We start from the raw sequence: 21097 nt of genomic DNA on the forward strand, positions 1-21097 counted from the left end.
ATGTCAGCAGTTGCTGAAGTGTTGTCGACCGTCGCGCCGAACCGCGATCCGCGTTGCAGCGAGTTGCCTACCTGTCCGGTCTGCGCCGACTCCATGGTCGCCGCCGAAGCATCCGCTTACGTCTCGGACCACATGATCAGCTATCTCTGGACCTGCGACAATTGCGGCTACGGCTTCGTGACCAAGCATGCCGTCAAGCACCGGATCGCGTGCAACTGACCCTCAGTCGACCTGGCGCGGGGCGATGTCGCCCCTCGCCCAATCCTCGCGCGTACGCTGGTAGAACTCGTCGAACGTTCCGTGTGCGATCGCGTCCCTGATGCCCTGCATCAGGGACTGATAGTAGGCGATATTGATCTCGGACAGCAGCATTGCCCCCAGCGTCTCGCCCGCCTTGACGAGATGATGCAGGTAGGCGCGCGCGTAGTTGCGCGTCGACGGCCATGAGCTTTCCTCGTCGAGCGGGCGTGGATCGTCGGCATGGCGCGCGTTGCGCAGATTGACCTGACCGAAGCGGGTGAAGGCGACGCCGTGCCGGCCGTTCCGCGTCGGCATCACGCAATCGAACATGTCGATGCCGCGCTTCACGGCTTCGAGGATGTCGTCGGGCGTGCCGACGCCCATCAGATAGCGCGGCCGCTCTTTCGGCAGCATCGGTGCGGTCTCGTCGATCATCGCCAGCATCACCGCCTGCGGCTCGCCGACGGCGAGGCCGCCGATCGCATAGCCGTGGAAGCCGATCGCGACGAGCCCTTCCGCGCTCGCATGACGAAGCTGTGGCACGTCGCCGCCCTGCACGATGCCGAACAGCATGTAACCGTCTGGCGCGCTCTCGAAGGCGCGCTTGCTGCGTTCGGCCCAGCGCAGCGACAATTGCATCGCGCGCTCGATATCGGCGGGCTCGGCAGGCAGCCGCACGCATTCGTCCATCTGCATGGCGATGTCGGAGCCGAGGAAACGCTGCACCTCGATCGAGCGCTCCGGCGACAGCTCGACCTTGGCGCCGTCGATATGCGAACGGAAGGTGACGGCGTGCTCGCTGACCTTGCGCAGATCCGCCAGCGACATCACCTGGAAGCCACCGGAATCCGTCAGCATCGGCCCGTTCCAGCCGGTGAACCGCTGCAAGCCGCCGAGCGCCGCGATCCGCTCGGCGCCGGGGCGCAGCATCAGATGATAGGTGTTGCCGAGCACGATGTCGGCGCCGGCATCGCGCACCTCGCGCCAGTGCATGCCCTTCATGGCGCCGGCGGTGCCGACGGGCATGAAGGCCGGCGTCCGCACCACGCCATGCGGCGTGGTCAGGCGCCCGGTGCGCGCGGCGCCATCGGTGGCGAGCAGTTCGAAATGATTGGGAAGAGCTGCGTCAGGACGATTCATGGCGGTGCTTATTGCGTGTCGGAGAAGGCCGATCAACCCGCGGGACCGCACTTCGGCCGGCCTGTGCCTCAGACTGGGACACAAATGGCCCCCGATATCGTCCCAGCCACCTTGTTAAACAAAACGATACCGTGTAGTTTTAGGGTGGGGCTGGACGAGATGCCGCGGCGAGTTTGCCGGCGGCGGTAAATGCGTGATCGCCAGCCACCGACGATGCCCTTCCCTTCATATTCGACTGAAAGGTCCGTCCCTTCACATGGCCGGGGCAGGCAGACAGGCGCCCGCCTGATCGGGTTCCTGGTCCTGGCCTGCAGCCTGGCGCTCGGCGCCTGCACCTCCCTGCCCCGCACGCCCTATACCGCCGCCGAGGCCAGCACGTCGCGCGTGCTCGATATCGACGGCCTGCGGCGCTACGCCGACGACCCCGTCACGAAGTTCAGCTTCGAGAAGGACAACAGCAACGCGGCGAAGTCCTATCTGGCGCTCTCCGGGGGCGGTGCGGACGGCGCCTATGGCGTCGGCGTGCTCAACGGCTGGACCGCGGCCAGAACCCGTCCCACCTTCTCGGTCGTCTCGGGCGTGAGCACCGGCGGCCTGATCGCGCCCTTTGCGTTTCTCGGCTCGCAATATGACGACACGTTGAGGGAGGTCTACACCAGCGGCATCGCGGAGAGCCTCCTGAACGATCCCAGCATCATACGCGTGCTGTTCGGATCCGGCCTGTTCGGCAATACACGCCTGCGCGAGCTCGTCGCCCGCTATGTCGGGCCGGAGATCATGGCACAGGTCGCGCGCGAAAACGCCAAGGGCCGACGGCTGCTGATCGTGACGACCGATCTGGACACCCAGCGGACCGCGATCTGGAACATGGGCAAGATCGCGGAGGTCGGCACGCCCGAGGCGCTCAAACTGTTTCGCGACGTGATGGCGGCCTCCGCCAGCATTCCCCTGGTGTTTCCACCGATCATGATCGACGCCGAAGGCCAGGGCCGCAGGTTTCAGGAGATGCACGTCGACGGCGGCGTGACCGCCCCGGTGCTGACGCTGCCGGAAGCCTTGCTGTTCCAGGGCAGCCGCCTGCCGGGCAGTGCGAAGATGGACATCTACATCCTCGTCAACAAGAAGATCGAACGCAACTTCGAGCTCGTGTCCAACAGCACCGTCGATGTCGCCTCGCGCAGCCTGTCGTCGATCACCCAGTCGCAGACGCGTTCGATCATCTTCTCGACCTATGATTTCGCCAGGCGCAACCACCTCGGCTTCCATCTCTCCTACATCGCGCGCGACTACCCCGCACCGCCCTCGGAAGGCTTCGACACCGCCTATATGCGGGCGCTGTATCAGTACGGATATGAGAAGGCGGCCGCGGGCCAGGCCTGGACTTCGGCGCTGCCATGAGACCCCGGTGGCGGAACGAGGTCGTTTCAAGACCGTTGACGATGCGGCCAATTCGGCCAGATTGGCGATGACGCCCCGGCTGCTGCGCGTTATAGAGCAATGACTGACGTCACGACCGCGCAGGAATCATTGGGCATGGGATTGACTGCGACCAGGACAAGACCGGCGGCAGCACGGCGCGAGGTGCCGAAATCGCGCGGCGGCCGGCCGACCAAGACCGCCGCGATCGAGCGCGACCAGCGGCTGATCGAGGTCGCCACCCGTCTGTTCCTGGATCGCGGCTTCGACGCCACCTCGCTCGATGCTGTTGCGGAAGCGGCGCGGGTGAGCAAGCCCACCGTCTATTCCCGCTACGGCGACAAGCGCGGCCTGTTTGCCGCCGTGCTGAGGCGCGAGATCGCGCGCTGGCTTGCGCCGCTGTCGGCGGCCGCCGAGACGCAGCTCAGCAGCGCCTCGGACATCCCCGTCGAGCAGCGGCTGGTCGAGATCGGGCGCGAGATGCTGAGCTTCACCTGCGGGCCCGATGCCGTCGCCTTCAGCCGCATGATGACGTCACAGGCCATCAACTTCCCCGATGTCGCCAAGCTCGGCATGGAGGAAGGCTGGCTCAAGGCTGTTGCCACGACGGCGCGCTTCTTCGACCATCTGGTGGCGCAAGGCGCGCTCGACGTCGACGACACCACCATCGCAGCGGAAGTATTTCTCGACGTCGTCGTCGGTCATACCCACCGCATGGCGACGTTCGGAACGGCACTGGAGCTGAAGTCCGCGGAAAAGCGGATGCGCACGGCGATCAAGCTGTTCCTGGCCGGTGCGCTGGGCCCCGCCGGCCGCGTCCAGGACGCCCCCAAGGGCACGCCGCGGCGACGCTCCTCCCGCTGACAATTCCGTGAGCTGGCAATCTATCCCCAAGGGGGCCATCGCAACGCCGTTGACCAAAATAAAACGATACGGTATGGTTTAGTTATAAGCCGGTACGGGCCGGATGATCGTAAAGAATTCGCGGCCGGCCGCAGAGCGTCGTGGCGGGCTGTACCCGTCGCGGCGTTCGAAGCGGTATGGACCTCTTTTGGGGCTGGTGAAAAAAGCGGCACACTCGCTGGCCGAGGGTTTCGAGCATGACGACAGCCAAACGATGGACCTCGCGACTGTTTGCGATCGCCTTGCCCGCGCTGCTCCTCGCAGCGCCCGCACGAGCGCTCGTGACCACAGGCACACCGACCGCGCTCCACAGCGACACAGATGGTGACGCCGAGGCAGACCGCCAAGCGGTCAGCCGCGAGATCGAGCGCTTCCGCGGCTCGCCGATCTCGATCAGCCAGGCCATGGCCATCGCAGAGTCCCGCCATGCCGGCGCCACGACGGCGGACGTGAGTTTTGACGGCGCCTCCGGCGTGCCGGTCTACCGGGTGAAGACCCTGCACAACGACCGGATCTGGCGCCACACCATCAATGCCGCGACCGGCGAGCTCGTCGGCGGCGAAGCCGCCCTCCCCCTCGCCGAACTCGACCACGAAGACCGCGACAATCTCGCAGCGCTTGGTACGATCAGGCACCGCCTCGCCGACGCCGTGCGCGTCGCCGAGCGCGCGGCCTCGGGCAAGGCGATCAGCGGCGGGCTCGTGCGCGAACACGGCCGGCTCAATTTCGCGATCGTCGTGATCAGCGGCGACGACCTCAAGGAGGTCATCCTCGAGCCGCCGGGCGCCCGGACGAAGTAGACACGGGTCCCGGCCGACGGCCACAATCCCGCCGAAAAGCCATTGACGGGCGCAAGACTCTCCCGCATAAGTCGCCGCCATGTTCACGACCACCAAACGCACGACCAAAACCACCACGGCCTTCGGGGCCCGGGGAGGCGTGCGCGCGTAGTCGTCGACTGAAACGCATCAGCTTTACCGAAGCCCCGCCCTCGATGGTCCGGGGCTTTTTTGTTGTCTGGATTTCAACGCAATGGAGGACAAAGTGAGTAACGATCCCGTCGTCGCGATTGTCGGCGTCACCGGTGCGGTGGGCGCCGAATTCATCGCCACCATGGACAAGCGTGGTTTCCGCGTCGGCAAGCTCAAAGCGCTGGCAAGCGCCCGCTCGGCCGGCAAGACGGTGTCGTTCCGCGGGCGTGACGTCGTCATCGAGGAACTGACCGAGCGGTCTTTCGAGGGCGTCGATATCGCCCTGTTCTCCGCCGGCGGCAGCATCTCCAGGAAGTTCGCGCCTGTTGCGGTCAAGGCCGGCGCGGTCGTGGTCGACAACTCCTCCGCCTTCCGGATGGATCCGAACGTGCCGCTGGTGATCCCCGAGATCAACGCCAACCGCATCCGCGACCACAAGGGCATCATCGCCAACCCGAACTGCGCCGCGATCACCGCGCTGGTGCCGCTCTGGCCGATCCATCAGAAGAACCGCATCAAGCGCGTCATCATATCGACCTACCAGGCGGCCTCCGGCGCCGGCGCCGCCGCGATGGAGGAGCTTGTCGAGTCCACCCGCGCCAATCTCAACGGGCAGGTCTATACGCCCAAGGTGATGCCGCACCCCTACGCCTTCAATCTCTTCAACCACAACACCGCGGTCGACCCCGAGACCGGCTACAACGACGAAGAGACCAAGGTTATCAAGGAAACCCGCAAGATCTTCGAGGACGAGACCATCGCCGTCGGCGTCACCTGCGTCCGCGTGCCGGTGCTGCGCGCCCATTGCGAGGCCATCACCTTCGAATGCGAGAAGCCGATCAACGAGGACCAGGTCCGCGCCATCATGGCGCAGGCGCCCGGCGTGAAGGTCGTCGACGACCGCGTGAAGAACCACTTCCCGATGCCGATCGACGCCTCGGGCCAGGATGATGTCCTGGTCGGCCGCATCCGCAAGGACCTCAGCGATCCCTCGGGGCATTCGATCTCGATGTTCGTGGCGGCGGATCAGCTGCTCAAGGGTGCTGCGCTCAACGCGGTGCAGATCGCGGAGTTGCTGCCGCAGCGCGTGATGGCGTAACGAAGCAGGTACGTAGGGTGGGTTAGCCCGCGGCTGCGCGAAGCGCAGTCCGCTGGCGTAACCCACCTCTTTCGCTTCCGCGAAGATAGACCGTGGTGGGTTACGCTTCGCTAACCCACCCTACGGCTCTGCCCGAAACAACAAGCATGCATCGCCATACGAATAGAACCGGTAGCCTTGCGCAATCGCGTGCGCATAGGCCCGCCGCATCGTCTCCAGCCCCGAGAATGCCGACGCCAGCATGAACAGCGTCGACTTCGGCAAGTGGAAATTGGTCAGCAGAATATCGACGGCGCGGAAGCGATAGCCGGGGGTGATGAAGATCGACGTCTCGGCCGCAAACGGCTGGATGGTGCCGTCCTCGCTTGCTGCGCTTTCAAGCAGCCGCAGCGACGTGGTGCCTACCGCGATGATGCGCCCGCCGTTCTTCCGCGCAACGTTCAGCCGCTCCGCGGTCTCGGCCGAGATCGTGCCCCACTCGGCGTGCATCTTGTGACCTGCGGTGTCGTCCACCTTCACCGGCAGGAACGTCCCTGCCCCGACATGCAGCGTCACGCGGTTGAGGCCGACGCCGCGCTCGCGCAGCGCCTGCTCCAGCGCGGGCGTGAAATGCAGCCCTGCTGTCGGCGCTGCAACAGCGCCTTCGTTGGCCGCGAACATCGTCTGGTAGTCGGCGAGGTCCTGATCGTCGGGCGTGCGCTTGGAGGCGATGTAGGGCGGCAGCGGCGGGCTGCCGAGATCGGCGATCGCCTGGTCCAGTGTCGGGCCGTGGAACGAGAACGACAGCGTCACCTCGCCTTCGCTGCCCTTGGCCTCGACCTCGGCGTCGAGATGGCCGAGCAGGCAGACCTTGCCCTCGTTGCCGAAGCGGATGCGGTCGCCGGCAACAAGCTTCTTGGCGGGCTTCACCAGCGCCTGCCAGCGCGAGCCGTCGAGCCGCTTGATCAGCGTCGCCTCGATCTTCGGCTCGGTCTCGCGGCCGATGCGGCGGCCCTTGAGCTGCGCCGCGATGACCTTGGTGTCGTTGACGACGAGCTGGTCGCCGCCCTTCAGCCATTGCGGCAGCTCGGAAATGATCCGGTCGCGCAGCGCACCGCCCTCCACGACCAGCATCCTCGCGGAGTCGCGCGGGCTCGCCGGGCGCAGGGCGATGCGCTCGGCGGGCAGGTCGAAATCGAAGAGGTCGGTGCGCATGTCTCACTATCACCGTCATTCCGGACGCCGCGCCTCAAGCGCGGCGATCCGGAATCCCGAGATTGTGGCGCGAGATTCCGGGTTCGCGCTTCGCGCGCCCCGGAATGACCGCTACGCGGTCACTCCGTGTCCGCCGCCATCCGCGCCTTGACGATCTTGTCCGGATTCTGCACCGGCTCGCCGCGCTTGATCTTGTCGACGTTCTCCATGCCCTCGGTGACCTTGCCCCACACGGTGTACTGGTTGTCGAGGAAGCGGGCGTCGTCGAAGCAGATGAAGAACTGGCTGTCGCCGGAATCCGGGCTCGCAGCGCGCGCCATCGAGGCGGTGCCGCGCACATGCGGCTCCTTGTTGAACTCGGCCTTCAGCTTCTTGCCGGAGCCGCCGGTGCCGGTGCCGTGCGGGCAGCCGGTCTGCGCCATGAAGCCCTCGATCACGCGGTGGAACACGATGCCGTCGTAAAAGCCTTCGCGGACCAGCTCCTTGATGCGCGCGACATGGCCGGGCGCGAGGTCGGGCCGCATCTCGATGGTAACGGGGCCCTGCGTGGTCTCGAGGATCAATGTGTTTTCGGTGACACTCATGCTGGTCTCTCTTGCGTTGGAGGTGAAGTCTTCCGGTTGCGGAACTGGATCGCGAATGGACGCCCCGCGGCGGCGCCGGCCATTGCATCGGTAAATGGCATCGGCGTGCAGCGTTGCAACGCCTCCATCACCGCGATCCGGTATTGCAGCCGGTCATTGTCGGAGGCCTCCGCGGATTCATAGGTAATCCTCGGATGGCCCAGAATGTTTCCGGACCGGTTAAAGCTCACGACGACGGTGATGTCGATAGGGCGAGCCTTTGCGGGCGGCGGCGGCTTCCAGCAGGTGCGCAGATGCCGGAAGATGTCCTGGATGGTGTTGACCTGCGCGTCCTCGGCGGCCGCGCCGGAGATGCCGAAAAACAGCACCGCGGCAGCCAGCAGAAGCTTGTTGCCGCAGCGCGCCATCGCCCCTCCCATTATTTGATGTCGGAGGCGACCTGCACCTTCACCATCTTGTCGGGATCGGTGACGGTGCCGCTCGGCGAACCGGCCGGCGCTTTCTTCAGCTTGTCGACGACGTCCATGCCCTGCACGACCTCGCCGATCACGGTGTAATTGTTGTCGAGGCTGCCGCCGTCCGCGAACATGATGAAGAACTGCGAGTTGGCGGTATCGACGCTGTCGCCGCGCCGGGCCATGCCGACGATGCCGCGCGCGAAATGCACCTTGGAGAATTCCTGCTTCAGGTTCGGATATTTCGAGCCGCCGGTGCCGTTGAAATTCTGGCCGTCGCCGGTCTGCGCCATGAAGCCGTCCATCACGCGGTGGAACGGCACGTTGTTGTAGAAGCCCTCGCGCGCGAGCTGCTTGAGGCGCTCGGCGTGCTGGGGCGCAAGATCGGTCCTGAGCTTGATGACGATGCGGCCCTTGGTGGTGTCGATGACGATCGCGTTGGCCTTGTCGAGGCCGGCCGGCAGGGTCTGTGCGCCCGCCGGGACCGCGCCAACGAGCGCGGCAAAGATCGTGGCAAGAATTGCGAGACGACGGATCATGAAAACTCCGGATCAGGTCAGATGAAGAGGTGCGCCGTTATCCGGCGAATTTGGCCTTGAGCAGACTTGCTACCAGCGGCGGCACGAAGGTCGAAATATCTCCGCCCATGGCGGCGATCTGGCGCACCAGTGTGCCGGTAATTGGGCGGACCGCCGGAGAAGCCGGCAGAAAGACGGTTTGCACGTCGGGCGCCATAGCGCCGTTCATTCCGGCGAGCTGCATCTCGTAGTCGAGGTCGGTGCCATCGCGCAGACCCCGAATCATGACAGTCGCGCCGTGCCTGCGCGCCGCGGTGACCGCGAGATCGTCATAGGTCACGGCCTCAAGCGTGCAGCCGACTTGGGCCGCGACCGGCCCGCAGACGTCATGGAGCATCTTGAGCCGCTCCTCGGTCGAGAACAGCGGCTTCTTGCCGGGATGGACGCCGATCGCGACCACCAACCGGTCACACAGCGGAACGGCGTGCCGGACCACGTCCAGATGGCCGTTGGTGATGGGGTCGAAGGAACCTGGGTAGAAGGCAATGCGCGGCATGGCCCCGTCCTACCGCGCCCCGCCCGGCCCGGCAAGCCGGGCTGGTTCCCTGACCGCTTTCCTGCCGTTTCTCTGCCGTTTCCCGAAAAATGTCCCGCCTGCCGCGTCGGCGACGGCCGCTTTGTTTCGTCCTCGGGACGGCCACGAAACAAAACGGAGCGCGAACGAAACCATTTCCCGCGTCCGCGAAGACGTCCGGAAACTGGCCATGGTTACTAATCCAGCCAACGAATGACGGGCCGCATACTGGGCGTAGCGGCCGCATCACAGGGGACTGTCAATGATCAAGGCTCTTTCAGCGATCGCTATCTCTGCGTGTGTTGCCGCAGCCCTCACCCTCCTGCCCGGCTTTGCCCCGACCGTCGAGGCCAGCGTGCCGCAGCCGCTTGCCAAGGCCGATCGGCTCGACATCCGCTCCATCGGCCGCGATTGCTCGCAGCAGGCCTGGCCGAATTTCGAAGCGTCCTGCCTCCGCCGCGCCGGCACCAAGGCTGACGTTCGCGTGGCTCGCCTCGTGACGGCCGACCGCACCCCGTAGCCCGGTCTGTCAGTTTCGCGTCAGGTGAGCCTCCCAGATCGAGTCCAAGATCGACGACAAGATAAACCCCATGGATATTTGCGACGTCTCGTCGCAGACTGCGTGATGCTCGCGCCCGTCGGAATGGCCCGCCGGGCGCGATCCTATCAGGGGGTCGCCATTGTCCAGTACGCCCGCAGTCGCTTCCGGCCATCATCCTGATCCACTGCCGCTTGCCATGACGATGGGCGCCCTCGGGGTGGTCTATGGCGATATCGGCACCAGCCCGCTCTACGCCCTGAAGGAAGCCGCCAAGGCGGCCACCCACGGCGCGACCGTAACTCCGGACGCTGTCCTGGGGGTTGCCTCGCTGATCCTGTGGGCCCTGCTGCTGATCATCTCGCTGAAATATGCGCTGCTGATCCTGCGCGCGGACAACCGCGGCGAAGGCGGCATCGTCGCCCTGCTGGCCCTGCTCCACGCCCGCAACGCCCAACCCGGCACCTGGCGCGCGCATCTTCTGGTGATCGGCCTCGTCGGCGCCGCCCTGCTCTATGGCGACGGCGCGATCACGCCGGCGATCTCGGTGCTCAGCGCCATCGAAGGCCTCAAGGTCGACGCGCCCTCGCTTGCACCGGCCGTCGTGCCCGTCACCGTCGTCATCCTGGTCGGCCTGTTCATGATGCAGAAGCAGGGCACCGGCTTCATCGGCCGCATCTTCGGACCGGTGATGCTGGCCTGGTTCATCGTGCTCGCCGCCCTCGGCATCCACGGCATCGTCAAGGCGCCCGCCGTGCTGGCAGCGCTGAGCCCGCTCTACGCCGTCGAATTCCTGATCCACCAGGATTTTCACGTCTCCTTCGGGATCCTCGGCGCGGCCTTCCTCGCGGTGACCGGCGGCGAGGCCATGTATGCCGACATGGGCCATTTCGGCCGCCTGCCGATCCGGCTCGCCTGGTTCGCAATCTGCCTGCCCGCGCTGGTGCTGAACTACTTTGGCCAGGCCGCGCTGCTGATCACCGATCCCAGCATGATCGAGAACCCGTTCTTCCAGCTCTGCCCCGACGCCCTGCACTATCCGCTGGTCGCGTTCTCGGCGGTGGCGACCGTGATCGCCTCGCAGGCGATCATCTCCGGCGTGTTCTCGCTGACGCAACAGTCGATCCAGCTCGGCTTTTTGCCGCGCATGCAGATCCGCCACACCACCAGCGATGCGATCGGCCAGATCTATGTGCCCCTGGTGAACTGGCTGCTCGCCGCCGCAACGTTAGGGGCGGTCCTGAGCTTCGGCACCTCGGACGCGCTCGCCGGCGCCTATGGCATCGCGGTCTCGCTGCTGATGGCGATCACGACGCTGCTGGCCGCCCTGGTTGCGATCCAGTGGGGCTATTCGCCCTGGCTCGTGGTCGCGGTCAACGGCTCCTTCTTCGTCATCGACGTCATCTTCTTCTCGGCCAATTCGATCAAGCTGTTCGAGGGCGGCTGGTTTCCGCTGCTGCTCGCGGGCCTCGTCGCTTTCCTGATGCTGACCTGGCGCGCCGGCGTGAAGCTGGTCGAGGCGGCGCGCGCGAAGCTGCGCCAGCCCGAGGAGGACCTGATCGAGACCGCGGTGAACAAATGCAGCGCCCGCCTCCCCGGCACGGCCGTCTTCCTGGCCTCCGCGCCGCGCGGCGTGCCGCTCGCGCTGACCCAGTTCGTCAAGCACAACCATGTGCTGCACGAGCGCGTCCTCCTCGTCACCGTGCTGATCGAGGAATCCCCGCACATCACGGACGAGGACCGCGCCGAGGTGATCGAGATCATCCCGGGCATCACCCGCGTGATCCTGCATTACGGCTTCATGCAGAACCCGACGATCTATGAGGGGCTGACGCTGACCTGCCGCCAGGACAAGCTGCCCGGCATCGACCTCTCCGACATCACCTATTACGTCGGCCGCGAGACCATCATCCCGCGCGAGGACGTGCCGGGCATGTGGGTCTGGCGCGAAACCGTGTTCGCCTTCCTCCAGCGCAACGCCGAACGCTCGGCCGCATTCTTCGGCGTGCCGACCAAGCAGGTGGTGGAGTTCGGGACCGAGCTGGAGATTTAGCGAATGGTGAGTGCCGAACAGCGAATAGGCTTATCCTATTCGCTACTCGCTATTCCCCGTTCGTCCCATTCCCGCTCTCCGCCTCCTCCGTGATGTGCTCGACCGAGACGACGTGCTCGTCCTCGGCGGTGTCGAACACGATCACGCCCTGCGTCGAGCGGCCGGCGATGCGGATGCCTTCGACCGGGCAGCGGATCAGCTGACCCTTGTCGGTGACCAGCATGATCTGGTCGGCGTCCTCCACGGGGAAGGACGCAACCAGATTGCCGTTGCGGTTATTGACGCTCATGGCGACGATGCCTTTGCCGCCGCGCCCCGTCGTGCGGTACTCGTAGGACGAGGTCCGCTTGCCGTAGCCGTTGACGGAGACGGTGAGCACGACCTGCTCGGCCGCCGACATCTCGACATAGCGCTCCTGGGCGAGCTGGAAGCTGCCGGAGGTTTCCTCGGCCTCGGCGTCCACCGCAGGCTCCTCGGCCGTGGCTTCGCCGGCCACCGCGCGGCGCATCTTCAGGTACGCCGAGCGCTCGTCGGAGGTGGTCTCGACATGGCGCAGGATCGCGAGCGAAATCACCTTGTCGCCCTCGCCAAGCGCAATGCCGCGCACGCCCATCGAGGTACGCCCGGTGAACACGCGCACGTCGGTGACGGGGAAGCGGATGCACTGGCCGCCGGCGCCGGTCAGCAGCACGTCGTCGTGCTCGGTGCAGATCTGCACGTCGACGATCGCTTCATTCTCGTCGAGCTTCATGGCGATGATGCCGGAGCGGCGGACGTCGACGAAGTCGGACAGCTTGTTGCGCCGGACATTGCCGCCCGTCGTCGCGAACATCACGTCGAGGTTGCCCCAGGTCGATTCGTCCTCGGGCAGCGGCATGATCGTGGTGATGCGCTCGCCCTGCTCCAGCGGCAGGATGTTGATCAGCGCCTTGCCGCGCGCGTTCGGCGCCGCCATCGGCAGCCGCCAGACCTTTTCCTTGTAGACCTGGCCGCGCGAGGAGAAGAACAGCACCGGCGTGTGCGTGGAGGCGACGAACAGGCGCGAGACGAAATCCTCGTCGCGGGTCTGCATGCCGGCGCGGCCCTTGCCGCCGCGGCGCTGCGCCCGGTAGGCCGACAGCGGCACCCGCTTGACATAGCCGGCGTGCGATACGGTGACGACCATGTCCTCGCGCTGGATCAGGTCCTCGTCCTCGACCTCGCCCTCCTGCTCCATGATCACGGTGCGGCGCGGGGTGGCGAACTCGGCCTTCACCTCGGCGAGCTCGGTCTTGATGATGCCCAGCACGCGCTCGCGCGAGCGCAGGATGTCGAGATAATCGGCGATCTCGCCGGCGAGCTTGTCGAGCTCGTCGCGGATTTCGTCACGGCCGAGTGCGGTGAGGCGTTGCAGGCGCAGGTCGAGAATCGCCCTCGCCTGTTCCATCGACAGCCGGATCGTGCCGTCGGCGCTGATGCGGTGACGCGGATCGTCGATCAGCGTCAGCATGTCCTCGACGTCCCGGGCCGGCCAGTCGCGCGACATCAGGGTGTCGCGGGCGGTGGTCGGATCGGGCGAGGTCCGGATGACCCGGATCATCTCGTCGATATTGGCGACCGCGATCGCGAGACCAACCAGGATATGCGCGCGATCGCGCGCCTTGGCGAGCAGGAACTTGGTGCGCCGCGTGACGACCCGCTCGCGGAAGTCGACGAAGATGGCCAGCAGGTCCTTCAGATGCATGATCCGCGGACGGCCGCTGTCGAGCGCCACCATGTTGACGCCGAAGCTCGTCTGCAGCGGCGTGAATCTGTAGAGCTGGTTCAGCACGACGTCCGGCACGGCGTCGCGCTTCAATTCGATGACGACGCGGTAGCCGTCGCGGTCCGATTCATCGCGCAGGTCGCCGATGCCCTCGATCTTCTTTTCCTTGACCAGCTCGGCGATGCGCTCGACCATCGTCGCCTTGTTCACCTGGTAGGGAATCTCGGTGATGATGATCGCCTCGCGCTCCTTGCGGATGGTCTCGATCGCGACCTTGCCGCGCATCACGATCGAGCCGCGGCCGAGGTGGTAGGCCGCGCGGATGCCCGCGCGTCCGAGAATGACGCCGCCGGTCGGGAAATCCGGTCCCGGCACGATGTTGATGAGCTCGTCGATGGTGAGCGCAGGGTTGTCGATCAGAGCGACGCAGGCGTCGATGACCTCGCCGAGATTGTGCGGCGGGATGTTGGTCGCCATGCCGACCGCGATGCCGCCCGCGCCGTTGACGAGAAGGTTCGGGAACTTGGCCGGCAAGACCGATGGCTCGGTCTCGTTGTTGTCGTAGTTCGGCTGGAAGTCGACGGTGTCCTTGTCGATGTCGGCCAGCAGAGCCAGCGCCGCCTTCGTCAGGCGCGCTTCGGTGTAACGATAGGCGGCCGGGGGATCGCCGTCGACCGAGCCGAAATTGCCCTGGCCGTCGATCAGCGGCACGCGCATCGAGAAGTCCTGCGCCATGCGGACCATGGCGTCGTAGATCGACTGGTCGCCGTGCGGATGATACTTACCGATGACGTCGCCGACCACGCGGGCGGACTTGACGTACTTCTTGTCGGGTGTGTGCCCCTGCTCGTTCATCGAGTACAGGATGCGGCGATGCACCGGCTTCAGACCGTCGCGCGCATCGGGCAGCGCCCGCGCCACGATCACGCTCATGGCGTAGTCGAGATAGGACTTCTTCATCTCCTCGAAGATGGAGACGGGGCGAATATCCGAGGGTTGCGCCGGCTGGTCGCCGGGCTTGTCGTCGTCGTCAGCCAAGGGGGAATCCGGTGAGGTTTTATCTGGGAATCATATAGCGCATCGAGCCCTTGATAACCACCCTTGCCGGGGTAAAGGGAAGCGCTTTTTCCGACTGTTTTTCCAGAGACTTACGCCCTCCCCGGCACCGCCCTGGGCGGGGCCCGGACGAGCCGCCCGAAACCGCCCCTTACGCCCCGAAAATCACGTGGTGCATGATGCGCCCCGGCATCAGTGTGAACAGGCCCGCCACCACCAGCGCGCCGGCGAAGATGAAGATCATCATCCGCCGGTGATCGGCCACGCGATGGGTGTGCGCCCGCCATACCGCGAGCGGCAGTACCACCAGTGTGAAGATCGACAGGAAATGGATCGGGCTGAATGGTCCGACCAGGCGAATCTGGTGGATCCAGAACGAGGAGGCGGCCACGACCGCCATCAGCACCACCCAGATCCAGCCGATCGTCCGGTGCGGCAGCGTGCCTTTGGGAGCGGCAAACTGGACGAGGCCGAGCACCAAGGCGGTCATGGCGGCAAAGGCATGCAGCGGGATCGCTGGAGCAGCCTCAAGCAACGGCGCGAGGCTCATGCGGGGCTTTCTCCGATCAACAGGCGATCCATGTAAATAGGATTAACATAAAGTTAATACCATTCACATGATGCCCCGTCAAAGGCTTGAAGCAGCGCATGAGGCAAGCCCGGAAAAACCGAGCTTTACCCGCCAATTGGTCAGAAATCCTGTCGCTCTACGCGAGCAAGACGACATTCGGGGCGAAGCGCCCCGCCACCCTCAGAACGGAAGAATGTGGAGTGCTTTGTAACTGTGTGTGTTAGTCCCTTGATTCGACTACGAAAGTCCCCCGGTCGGTCAACGGTTTGTCAACAAACACCGAAACAAAACCGACCCTATCGTGCACATGGCAGTCGAGATAGAGCGGTCGCCCGCTTCTCCACATATCTCCACATAAGAGTGGAGCTGTTCACCCGGGGACCGGCCAGAAGCCCCGGTTTGGGTACCATTCGAATCCTTGAATCGATCAGAAGGTCGTGGTCGGGTACGAAGGATCCATCGACAATCCCAGCGCGGTCTCCCGCCGTTCGGCGTGGGCTTCTCGTCGTAGAGCCTGCTTCAACACCTCGCTGTCGCCGACCATGACCGCCAGGTCCGTGGCGCGCGTGACTGCGGTGTAGACCAGCGACCGGTCCAGCAGCCGCGTTTTCTGGATCGGGATGACGACTTTCCGGAAGCTGGAGCCTTGGGCCTTGTGCACCGTGATCGCATAGGCCAGCGCGAGGTCGTCGAGCCCATAGCCGCTTAGTTCAACCTCGGTCCCGTCGAAGTCGGTGGTCACCTTCCCGTCCTCGATGCCGGTGATGCGGCCGAGGCTGCCGTTGCGCAGTCCCAGTTGGTAGTCGTTCTTGAGGAACATCACCGGCTCGCCCTCGGCGAGGCGCCTTGTCGGATGCCGGCGGCGGCCGACCGCGAAAATGTCGTGGAAGCGCGCGTTCAGCGCCTCGGTACCGGCCGGGCCGGCCTTCACGGCGCAGACGATCCGCAGTTCCTCCGCGAAGCCGCCGAGGTCCGCGACCACATCGACGATCTGGTCGGTGGAAAGCTCGCTGGACGAGATCAGCGCGACCCCGTGGCTGGCAGCGTCGACCTTGTCCGGCAGGCCGGGCAGCTGGCCGGCTCGCACCGCGCTGGCGACGGCGGGAATGCCCGTCGCCTCGGTCTGGCGGTACACGCGGGTGAGCTCGACCGACGGGATCTCGTTCCGCTCGACCAGCGCATGCAGCACCAGGCCGAACTGAATCGGGGGAAGCTGGCCAGCGTCGCCCACCAGCAGGAGCCGGCATCCGTCCGGCAAGGACCGCAAAATCCGGTACATGGTCGGCAGATCGAGCATCGAGGCCTCGTCGATCACGACCAGCGACTCCGGGCCGAGCGCGATATTCCTGGCTTCAACCCCCTTCAAGAACGCGGCGATGGTCGATGCCGGCCAGCCGGCCGCCTCACTGATGCGGACGGCGGCACGGCCCGCTAGAGCCATCATGTGGGTCGTCCGGCCGAACGACGCGCACGCACGGGCGACGGCCTTCAGAACCGTGGTTTTGCCTACGCCAGCGCCCCCACGGACGATGCCGAAGCGCTCTTGGACTGCGATGCGGACGGCCTCCCGCTGCTCGTCGTCGAGCGCCACGCCCAGGTCTTGCCGATCGAGCCACGCATGGAGCTCGCCGTCGGAAACCTCGCGGGCGATCAGGTCGCCCATGGCGGGCTCGGCGAGCATCTCCCGGATCCGGTCCGCGACGTAGCGCTCCATCATGTGCGCCCCGGCGGCCTGGAAGCCGCCTCCGATCGGGATCGCCGCCCGCTGTGCGACAGCGGCCGCCAGGGCCTCCTCGGCCTTCGCAGGTGGGCACTTCAGCAGCCGGCCGACCGCGGTGACGAGATCGCGATGTCCGATCCAGGTGTGATGCTGGTCCAGCCGGGCGTAGAGCACGGATTCCACGGCCGCGACGAGGCGCCTCGGATCGTCGGTAGAAACGCCGATCTTTCGGCCAGCGGCATCGACCACCGCCCAGTCGGCCAAGGCCATCATCACGTAGGGTGATTCCCGCAGCTTGGCGGCAGCGTCTGCACCCCACAGGCGGATGATCTTCTTGGCAAGTCGTGCGTCGAACCCGTGTTCATCAAGCCAGACGACGACGTCGCCTTCGGCCAACTTCTCCCGCCACGCCAGCACCAACCTTTCGGCTCGGTCCGCGCCCAGTACATCGGCCAAGCGCACGGCATCACCATTGCCGAGCAGTGCATAGAGATTGTCGCCGAACGACTTCCATAGCTTGGCCGCGGTCGCATAGCCGATGCCTTCGAACGCCGGCTCCTCGGCCAGATGACGCACGATGGTCTCGCCCGACTTGGCATGGCGGCCCGTGGTCTCAAACATGACGCCTCGATCCGACTGCAACGCGGCGATCCTGCTGTTCGCAGGTCGGCTCCGAGGGACGGGACTTCATGACACGCGACGTCCCGTCGTGACCATGATGTCCTCGACCTGCTCCAGACGACGCAGCTTCTCCCGCAGGCCGGCGTTTTCGGCGCGCAGCGCGGCGTTCTGCTGCTCGAGAGAGAGGATGCGCCGATCGCGACGGTCGGACTTCGGCTCGGGCTTGGCCTCGTCGTCATGCGCTACACTCGTGTCCAGCTTCTCGACCGCGGCTTCGAGCAGCGCCTTTGCAGCTGGATTCTTGTACAGGACTTGGCGGTCGAACCCGCAGGCGAGCGCGATGGCGGAACGGTTGGGCTCGCCGCCCCGCACGGGGAGCGGCCGGCTCTCCCGTTCGAGGGCATCGAGATAACTCTTCAAGCGATCGACGTTCTCGGCGCCGATCGCGCCGCCAGACTTGGAATCCGCCACGTCGTCCTCCGAATGCTACCCCGCCCGAAGCGCTCACCGATCCTTGTCGGTCTGTCCGCGGTCGGGCTTATCGAGTTTTTCGTCGAGCTTCTTGATCGACCAGCCATTCAGATAAGCGTTAGTCTTCCAACGCACATAACGCTCTTCAAGCGTTGCATTGGTCGCCCGCAGTTTTTGGTTCTCTTCCCTCAAGGATCGTACGTGCTTCTTGAGGACCTCGACGGTTCCGTCACCTTCCGCTTTGCGCTGGCGGCCGGTAGCCTTTCCTTCCAAGGCGCGGAGCCTCTTCTTTGTGTCCCGGAAGGCCTTCTGAAGTTTCGGATGCTTGGCAATCGCGACTCGCGTCCAGTTGCCCTTGAACTCAAGGTTTACGACCTGGACGACGGCTGCCCAGGTAATCTTGGGCTCCTTCCAGTCCTCGATGATGTCCCGAATCCGCGACTCAGTCTTCTCTTTGATCAGTAGCCGCTTCTTGCCGGCCGGCGCCGAGCGCCAGCCGTTGCGGACCGGGCGCTTGCGCCCGCGCGGCATGATCGTGTCCCAGCCCCGAGGCACCTTGCCCATCGTATCCTTCGAAGGATCAGTTGAAGGATTCGATGAGTAAGCTGATTCTACCTCAGAGTGGGAATCGGGTCCCACCACACTCGTCACAGTGCACCTACATCGCGATACGAAAGCACATAGCCGCGAGCCTCACGGCCCTCGACACCAATCAAATCTTCCGCACCACCACATCATGGGGTAGTGATAATCAAATCCTAGAAAGGTTCGGCACCTATATCCTGGGCGCGGAAGGGAAGCCGTCCTCGTCCAAGAGGTCATGAAGCGGACGAATGGTCTGAACGTGGTCCTCGATAAATGGCTCGGTCCACCGCTCGTGGACGAGCTTCACCATGGCGGCGTTGAGCTCGGCTGAGGCCTCGCGCCGGATCAGCGACATCTCCTCGACGTCGAGGACCACAAAGCGCAGTAGGCAGTAGGCCCGCGGCTCGAGAACCGCGACCGCGGCGGCACGTCCGTTGCGGTCGACCAGCATCGAATGCATCACCGGCAGGTCGAGAGCCCACTGCGCCGCCTCCGCGCCGTACGCCGAACTCTCCGCATATCGGTCGATCAAGCCGCCAAAGGTCGATATCGTGTAGAGCCGGATGCTCAGGCCTTCTTCGGTCCGGAGTTCGACCGCTGCTTTGTCGGTGCTGAGCACCGCGCGCTGCACCTCGATCTTGGCTCGTCTCAGCACTCCGATGAGCTCGTCGATCACGTCCGTCGGGTGAACACCGGCGACCAGCAGGTCCATGCCGCCGTCGGGCAGGATCTCGCGCGCCAAAAGCGCCGCCATCTCGCACTCGTAGGAGTAGATTGCAGCCTCACCGATGATGGTGACGTGGTCGATCAGTCCGGACAGGCCGATGGCGCGCGCCACGGCGCCGACTTCCTCCGGGGCGCGGGTGAGCCGCAGCGCCCGCGCCATCCTGGTCTGCTCGGCGATTGTCGGCCGCAGGGCCGCGATCTGGCGATCCAACTCGGCCCGTTCTTTGATGAAATGGTCGTAGATCGCCTCGGTCTCGGGTGACCGGCGCCCGATCGAGGCTGCCTTCTGCTCGCCAGTGAGGGGATCCCGCCGATACCGGGTCAAGTATTCAAATTTCTTGACCTTCAGCCACTGCATGCCTCCGCCGAACTCGTCCCGCGACCGGGCGAGCGCGGCAAACTCGAGCGTGGTGGAGCGCATGGTTTCCACCAGCCGCCGTTGCTCCCTGGTCATAGGGGTGTGCATCGCGCTTTTAGCTCATGGACAAATAAGTGCTTGATGATATAAACTAGCACATTAGAAGGCGAGAGTCGAGTATCTTGGCGGCGTGGCTAATTCGACCGGCAGCGAAACCCGAGCTTTCTTCCAACCCAGCCCTTGAAATTTCGGCCATTTCAGATATTTCAGATGTTGAGACGAGCCGCCCCGGGCGGTTGGACGATGTCCGAGAGGAGGCAGTCATGCCGCTGGCCAAGGTGATTGAAAGCCTGGACGAGGAGACCCGGCAGCAGGCTGCCAGGCTGCATCGCGAGTTCGAGTCCGCCACGGGCAACAGCGTGACGGTCCGGGTCGAGGGTCCGATGATCGGGATTCTCCGCGACGCGACCGCGATGATGGAGAAGGTCGCCGGCTTCGCGATGGCCGCCCTGGCCGACGAACTCACGCCCGAGCAGGCCGGGAAGATACTCGGCATTTCGCGGCCGCTGGTGGTCCGCCGGATGGACGACGGTCGTCTGCCGTTCCGGTACGAAGGGGCTCACCGGCGATGCAAGCTCGTGGACGTCCTCAAGCTGAAGGCGGCCGAGGAGCAGCAGCAGAATACGCTGCGGGAGCTGGCGGAGATGGACGAAGTTGACTACCAGCCCACGCCCCGCTTCTGAGGTCGCGCTCGTCGACGCAAACGTCCTCTTCCCTCATCACCCGCGCAACGTCCTGGTGACGCTGGCGTCCGAAGGCATTTTCGAGATGCGCTGGACGGGCGCAATCGAGAAAGAGTGGACCGAGGCGCTGCTGCGTGAGCAGCCTCATCTCCGGCGAGAGGCGGTGATGGCGACCGCCGAGAAAATGAAGAAGGCGCTGCCTAATGCAGACGTAACGGGCTACAAGTCACTCGAAGCAGATTTTCCCAAGACCGACGCCAAGGATCGGCACGTCGCCGCGGCGGCCGCGCGATGTGCGCCAAGCACGCTGGTCACCTGGAACAAGAGGGATTTTGACCAGGAGGAGCTCACCCGCCACGGTGTGAAGCTGACCGATCCTGACAGCTTCCTGTGTCGACTGTTCGATGATGATTCGGAGCTGGTCTTCGGCGCCACGCAGACGGCGTTTGGCTTCTTGAGGCGTCCTGCAGGTCGTCCAACGTGGGAGGAATATCTCGATCTGCTCGCCGACAAGAACAACCTTGATCGGTTTGTCATGAGGCTGCGAGGGTACGGAAGGCGTGATGAACCATCCGAGCCTGAAAATGGCAATGACGCGGCTCCGTAGCCGCTCCAGTCTGCCGATCGAAGTTGCTCGGGCTCACACAGGGATCAGGACGTCTGCCCCCGAGCGCCTTCGTCTACGGCTCTTCCTTGGCACCGTCGTGCTCGCCTGCAAGGGACGCTTCGCTCTTCGCCCTTGCATGCTCCGCGCGCCGATGCCTGCAGGACGCCTGCGACGGCGGCTCCGGGGATCAGACTGATGATGCTGGGCTTC

Annotated in this window: 21 protein-coding genes; 9 read left to right on the top strand and 12 right to left on the bottom strand. The window is 65.0% G+C overall.

Translation table 11 applies throughout. From position 1 onward, the window contains the following. On the top strand, positions 1 to 219 hold the full coding sequence (locus XI09_RS05065; RefSeq protein WP_271565880.1) for a hypothetical protein: 219 nt from the start codon (positions 1 to 3) through the stop codon (positions 217 to 219). Positions 220 to 222: 3 nt separating this feature from the next. Here XI09_RS05065 and tgt read toward each other — a convergent pair whose 3' ends face one another. Then, positions 223 to 1380, bottom strand: a complete 1158-nt coding sequence (tgt, locus tag XI09_RS05070; protein ID WP_271565881.1) for a tRNA guanosine(34) transglycosylase Tgt — start codon at positions 1378 to 1380, stop codon at positions 223 to 225. A 189-nt stretch (positions 1381 to 1569) separates the two neighbouring features. On the opposite strand from tgt, the gene XI09_RS05075 reads away from it, so the two are divergent. From XI09_RS05075 to XI09_RS05090, 4 genes are all read left to right on the top strand, one after another. After that, on the top strand, positions 1570 to 2778 hold the full coding sequence (locus XI09_RS05075) for a patatin-like phospholipase family protein (protein ID WP_271565882.1): 1209 nt from the start codon (positions 1570 to 1572) through the stop codon (positions 2776 to 2778). 135 nt (positions 2779 to 2913) lie between these two features. Further along, positions 2914 to 3660: a TetR/AcrR family transcriptional regulator gene (locus XI09_RS05080; protein WP_271565883.1), complete on the top strand. Its 747-nt coding sequence runs from the start codon at positions 2914 to 2916 to the stop codon at positions 3658 to 3660. A 236-nt stretch (positions 3661 to 3896) separates the two neighbouring features. After that, a complete protein-coding gene (locus XI09_RS05085; protein ID WP_271565884.1) occupies positions 3897 to 4499 on the top strand; it encodes a PepSY domain-containing protein in 603 nt (200 codons plus the stop codon). A gap of 232 nt (positions 4500 to 4731) precedes the next feature. Next, complete coding sequence (locus XI09_RS05090) at positions 4732 to 5769, top strand: aspartate-semialdehyde dehydrogenase (protein ID WP_271565885.1); 1038 nt, start codon at positions 4732 to 4734, stop codon at positions 5767 to 5769. 120 nt (positions 5770 to 5889) lie between these two features. Here XI09_RS05090 and queA read toward each other — a convergent pair whose 3' ends face one another. From queA to coaD, 5 genes are all read right to left on the bottom strand, one after another. Continuing rightward, entirely contained in the window at positions 5890 to 6963 is a 1074-nt protein-coding gene (gene queA / locus XI09_RS05095; RefSeq protein ID WP_271565886.1) for a tRNA preQ1(34) S-adenosylmethionine ribosyltransferase-isomerase QueA, read from the bottom strand. A 119-nt stretch (positions 6964 to 7082) separates the two neighbouring features. After that, complete coding sequence (locus tag XI09_RS05100; protein ID WP_271565887.1) at positions 7083 to 7547, bottom strand: peptidylprolyl isomerase; 465 nt, start codon at positions 7545 to 7547, stop codon at positions 7083 to 7085. Further along, entirely contained in the window at positions 7544 to 7954 is a 411-nt protein-coding gene (locus XI09_RS05105; protein ID WP_092181476.1) for a hypothetical protein, read from the bottom strand. Before XI09_RS05105 ends, XI09_RS05100 begins: the two co-directional genes overlap by 4 nt. 11 nt (positions 7955 to 7965) lie before the next feature. Continuing rightward, positions 7966 to 8541, bottom strand: a complete 576-nt coding sequence (locus tag XI09_RS05110) for a peptidylprolyl isomerase (protein ID WP_271565888.1) — start codon at positions 8539 to 8541, stop codon at positions 7966 to 7968. Positions 8542 to 8578: 37 nt separating this feature from the next. Then, positions 8579 to 9076, bottom strand: a complete 498-nt coding sequence (coaD, locus tag XI09_RS05115) for a pantetheine-phosphate adenylyltransferase (protein ID WP_271565889.1) — start codon at positions 9074 to 9076, stop codon at positions 8579 to 8581. A 280-nt stretch (positions 9077 to 9356) separates the two neighbouring features. Between coaD and XI09_RS05120 the strand changes: the two genes are divergently transcribed. Both XI09_RS05120 and XI09_RS05125 read left to right on the top strand, forming a co-directional pair. Beyond that, positions 9357 to 9614 (top strand): hypothetical protein, encoded by a 258-nt coding sequence (locus tag XI09_RS05120; RefSeq protein WP_271565890.1) that lies wholly within the window; start codon positions 9357 to 9359, stop codon positions 9612 to 9614. Between the two features lie 217 nt (positions 9615 to 9831). Next, complete coding sequence (locus tag XI09_RS05125; RefSeq protein WP_271565922.1) at positions 9832 to 11685, top strand: potassium transporter Kup; 1854 nt, start codon at positions 9832 to 9834, stop codon at positions 11683 to 11685. A gap of 49 nt (positions 11686 to 11734) precedes the next feature. Here XI09_RS05125 and gyrA read toward each other — a convergent pair whose 3' ends face one another. From gyrA to XI09_RS05155, 6 genes are all read right to left on the bottom strand, one after another. Next, on the bottom strand, positions 11735 to 14467 hold the full coding sequence (gene gyrA, locus XI09_RS05130; RefSeq protein ID WP_271565891.1) for a DNA gyrase subunit A: 2733 nt from the start codon (positions 14465 to 14467) through the stop codon (positions 11735 to 11737). A gap of 169 nt (positions 14468 to 14636) precedes the next feature. Beyond that, positions 14637 to 15035, bottom strand: a complete 399-nt coding sequence (locus XI09_RS05135) for a DUF2306 domain-containing protein (RefSeq protein ID WP_271565892.1) — start codon at positions 15033 to 15035, stop codon at positions 14637 to 14639. Between the two features lie 448 nt (positions 15036 to 15483). Then, the gene (locus XI09_RS05140) at positions 15484 to 17397 is read right to left on the bottom strand and encodes an AAA family ATPase (protein ID WP_271565893.1); all 1914 of its coding nucleotides are present in this window, start codon (positions 17395 to 17397) and stop codon (positions 15484 to 15486) included. A gap of 66 nt (positions 17398 to 17463) precedes the next feature. Further along, positions 17464 to 17868, bottom strand: a complete 405-nt coding sequence (locus XI09_RS05145) for a DUF6262 family protein (RefSeq protein ID WP_271565894.1) — start codon at positions 17866 to 17868, stop codon at positions 17464 to 17466. Between the two features lie 33 nt (positions 17869 to 17901). Continuing rightward, a complete protein-coding gene (locus XI09_RS05150) occupies positions 17902 to 18432 on the bottom strand; it encodes a hypothetical protein (RefSeq protein WP_271565895.1) in 531 nt (176 codons plus the stop codon). 211 nt (positions 18433 to 18643) lie between these two features. After that, positions 18644 to 19600, bottom strand: a complete 957-nt coding sequence (locus tag XI09_RS05155; RefSeq protein WP_271565896.1) for a GSU2403 family nucleotidyltransferase fold protein — start codon at positions 19598 to 19600, stop codon at positions 18644 to 18646. 260 nt (positions 19601 to 19860) lie between these two features. Between XI09_RS05155 and XI09_RS05160 the strand changes: the two genes are divergently transcribed. Continuing rightward, the gene (locus tag XI09_RS05160; protein ID WP_271565897.1) at positions 19861 to 20280 is read left to right on the top strand and encodes a helix-turn-helix domain-containing protein; all 420 of its coding nucleotides are present in this window, start codon (positions 19861 to 19863) and stop codon (positions 20278 to 20280) included. Beyond that, on the top strand, positions 20252 to 20887 hold the full coding sequence (locus XI09_RS05165) for a PIN domain-containing protein (protein ID WP_271565898.1): 636 nt from the start codon (positions 20252 to 20254) through the stop codon (positions 20885 to 20887). Before XI09_RS05160 ends, XI09_RS05165 begins: the two co-directional genes overlap by 29 nt. Positions 20888 to 21097: the final 210 nt, after the last annotated feature.

It is taken from the genome of Bradyrhizobium sp. CCBAU 11386, assembly GCF_028128955.1.
Lineage (GTDB): Bacteria > Pseudomonadota > Alphaproteobacteria > Rhizobiales > Xanthobacteraceae > Bradyrhizobium.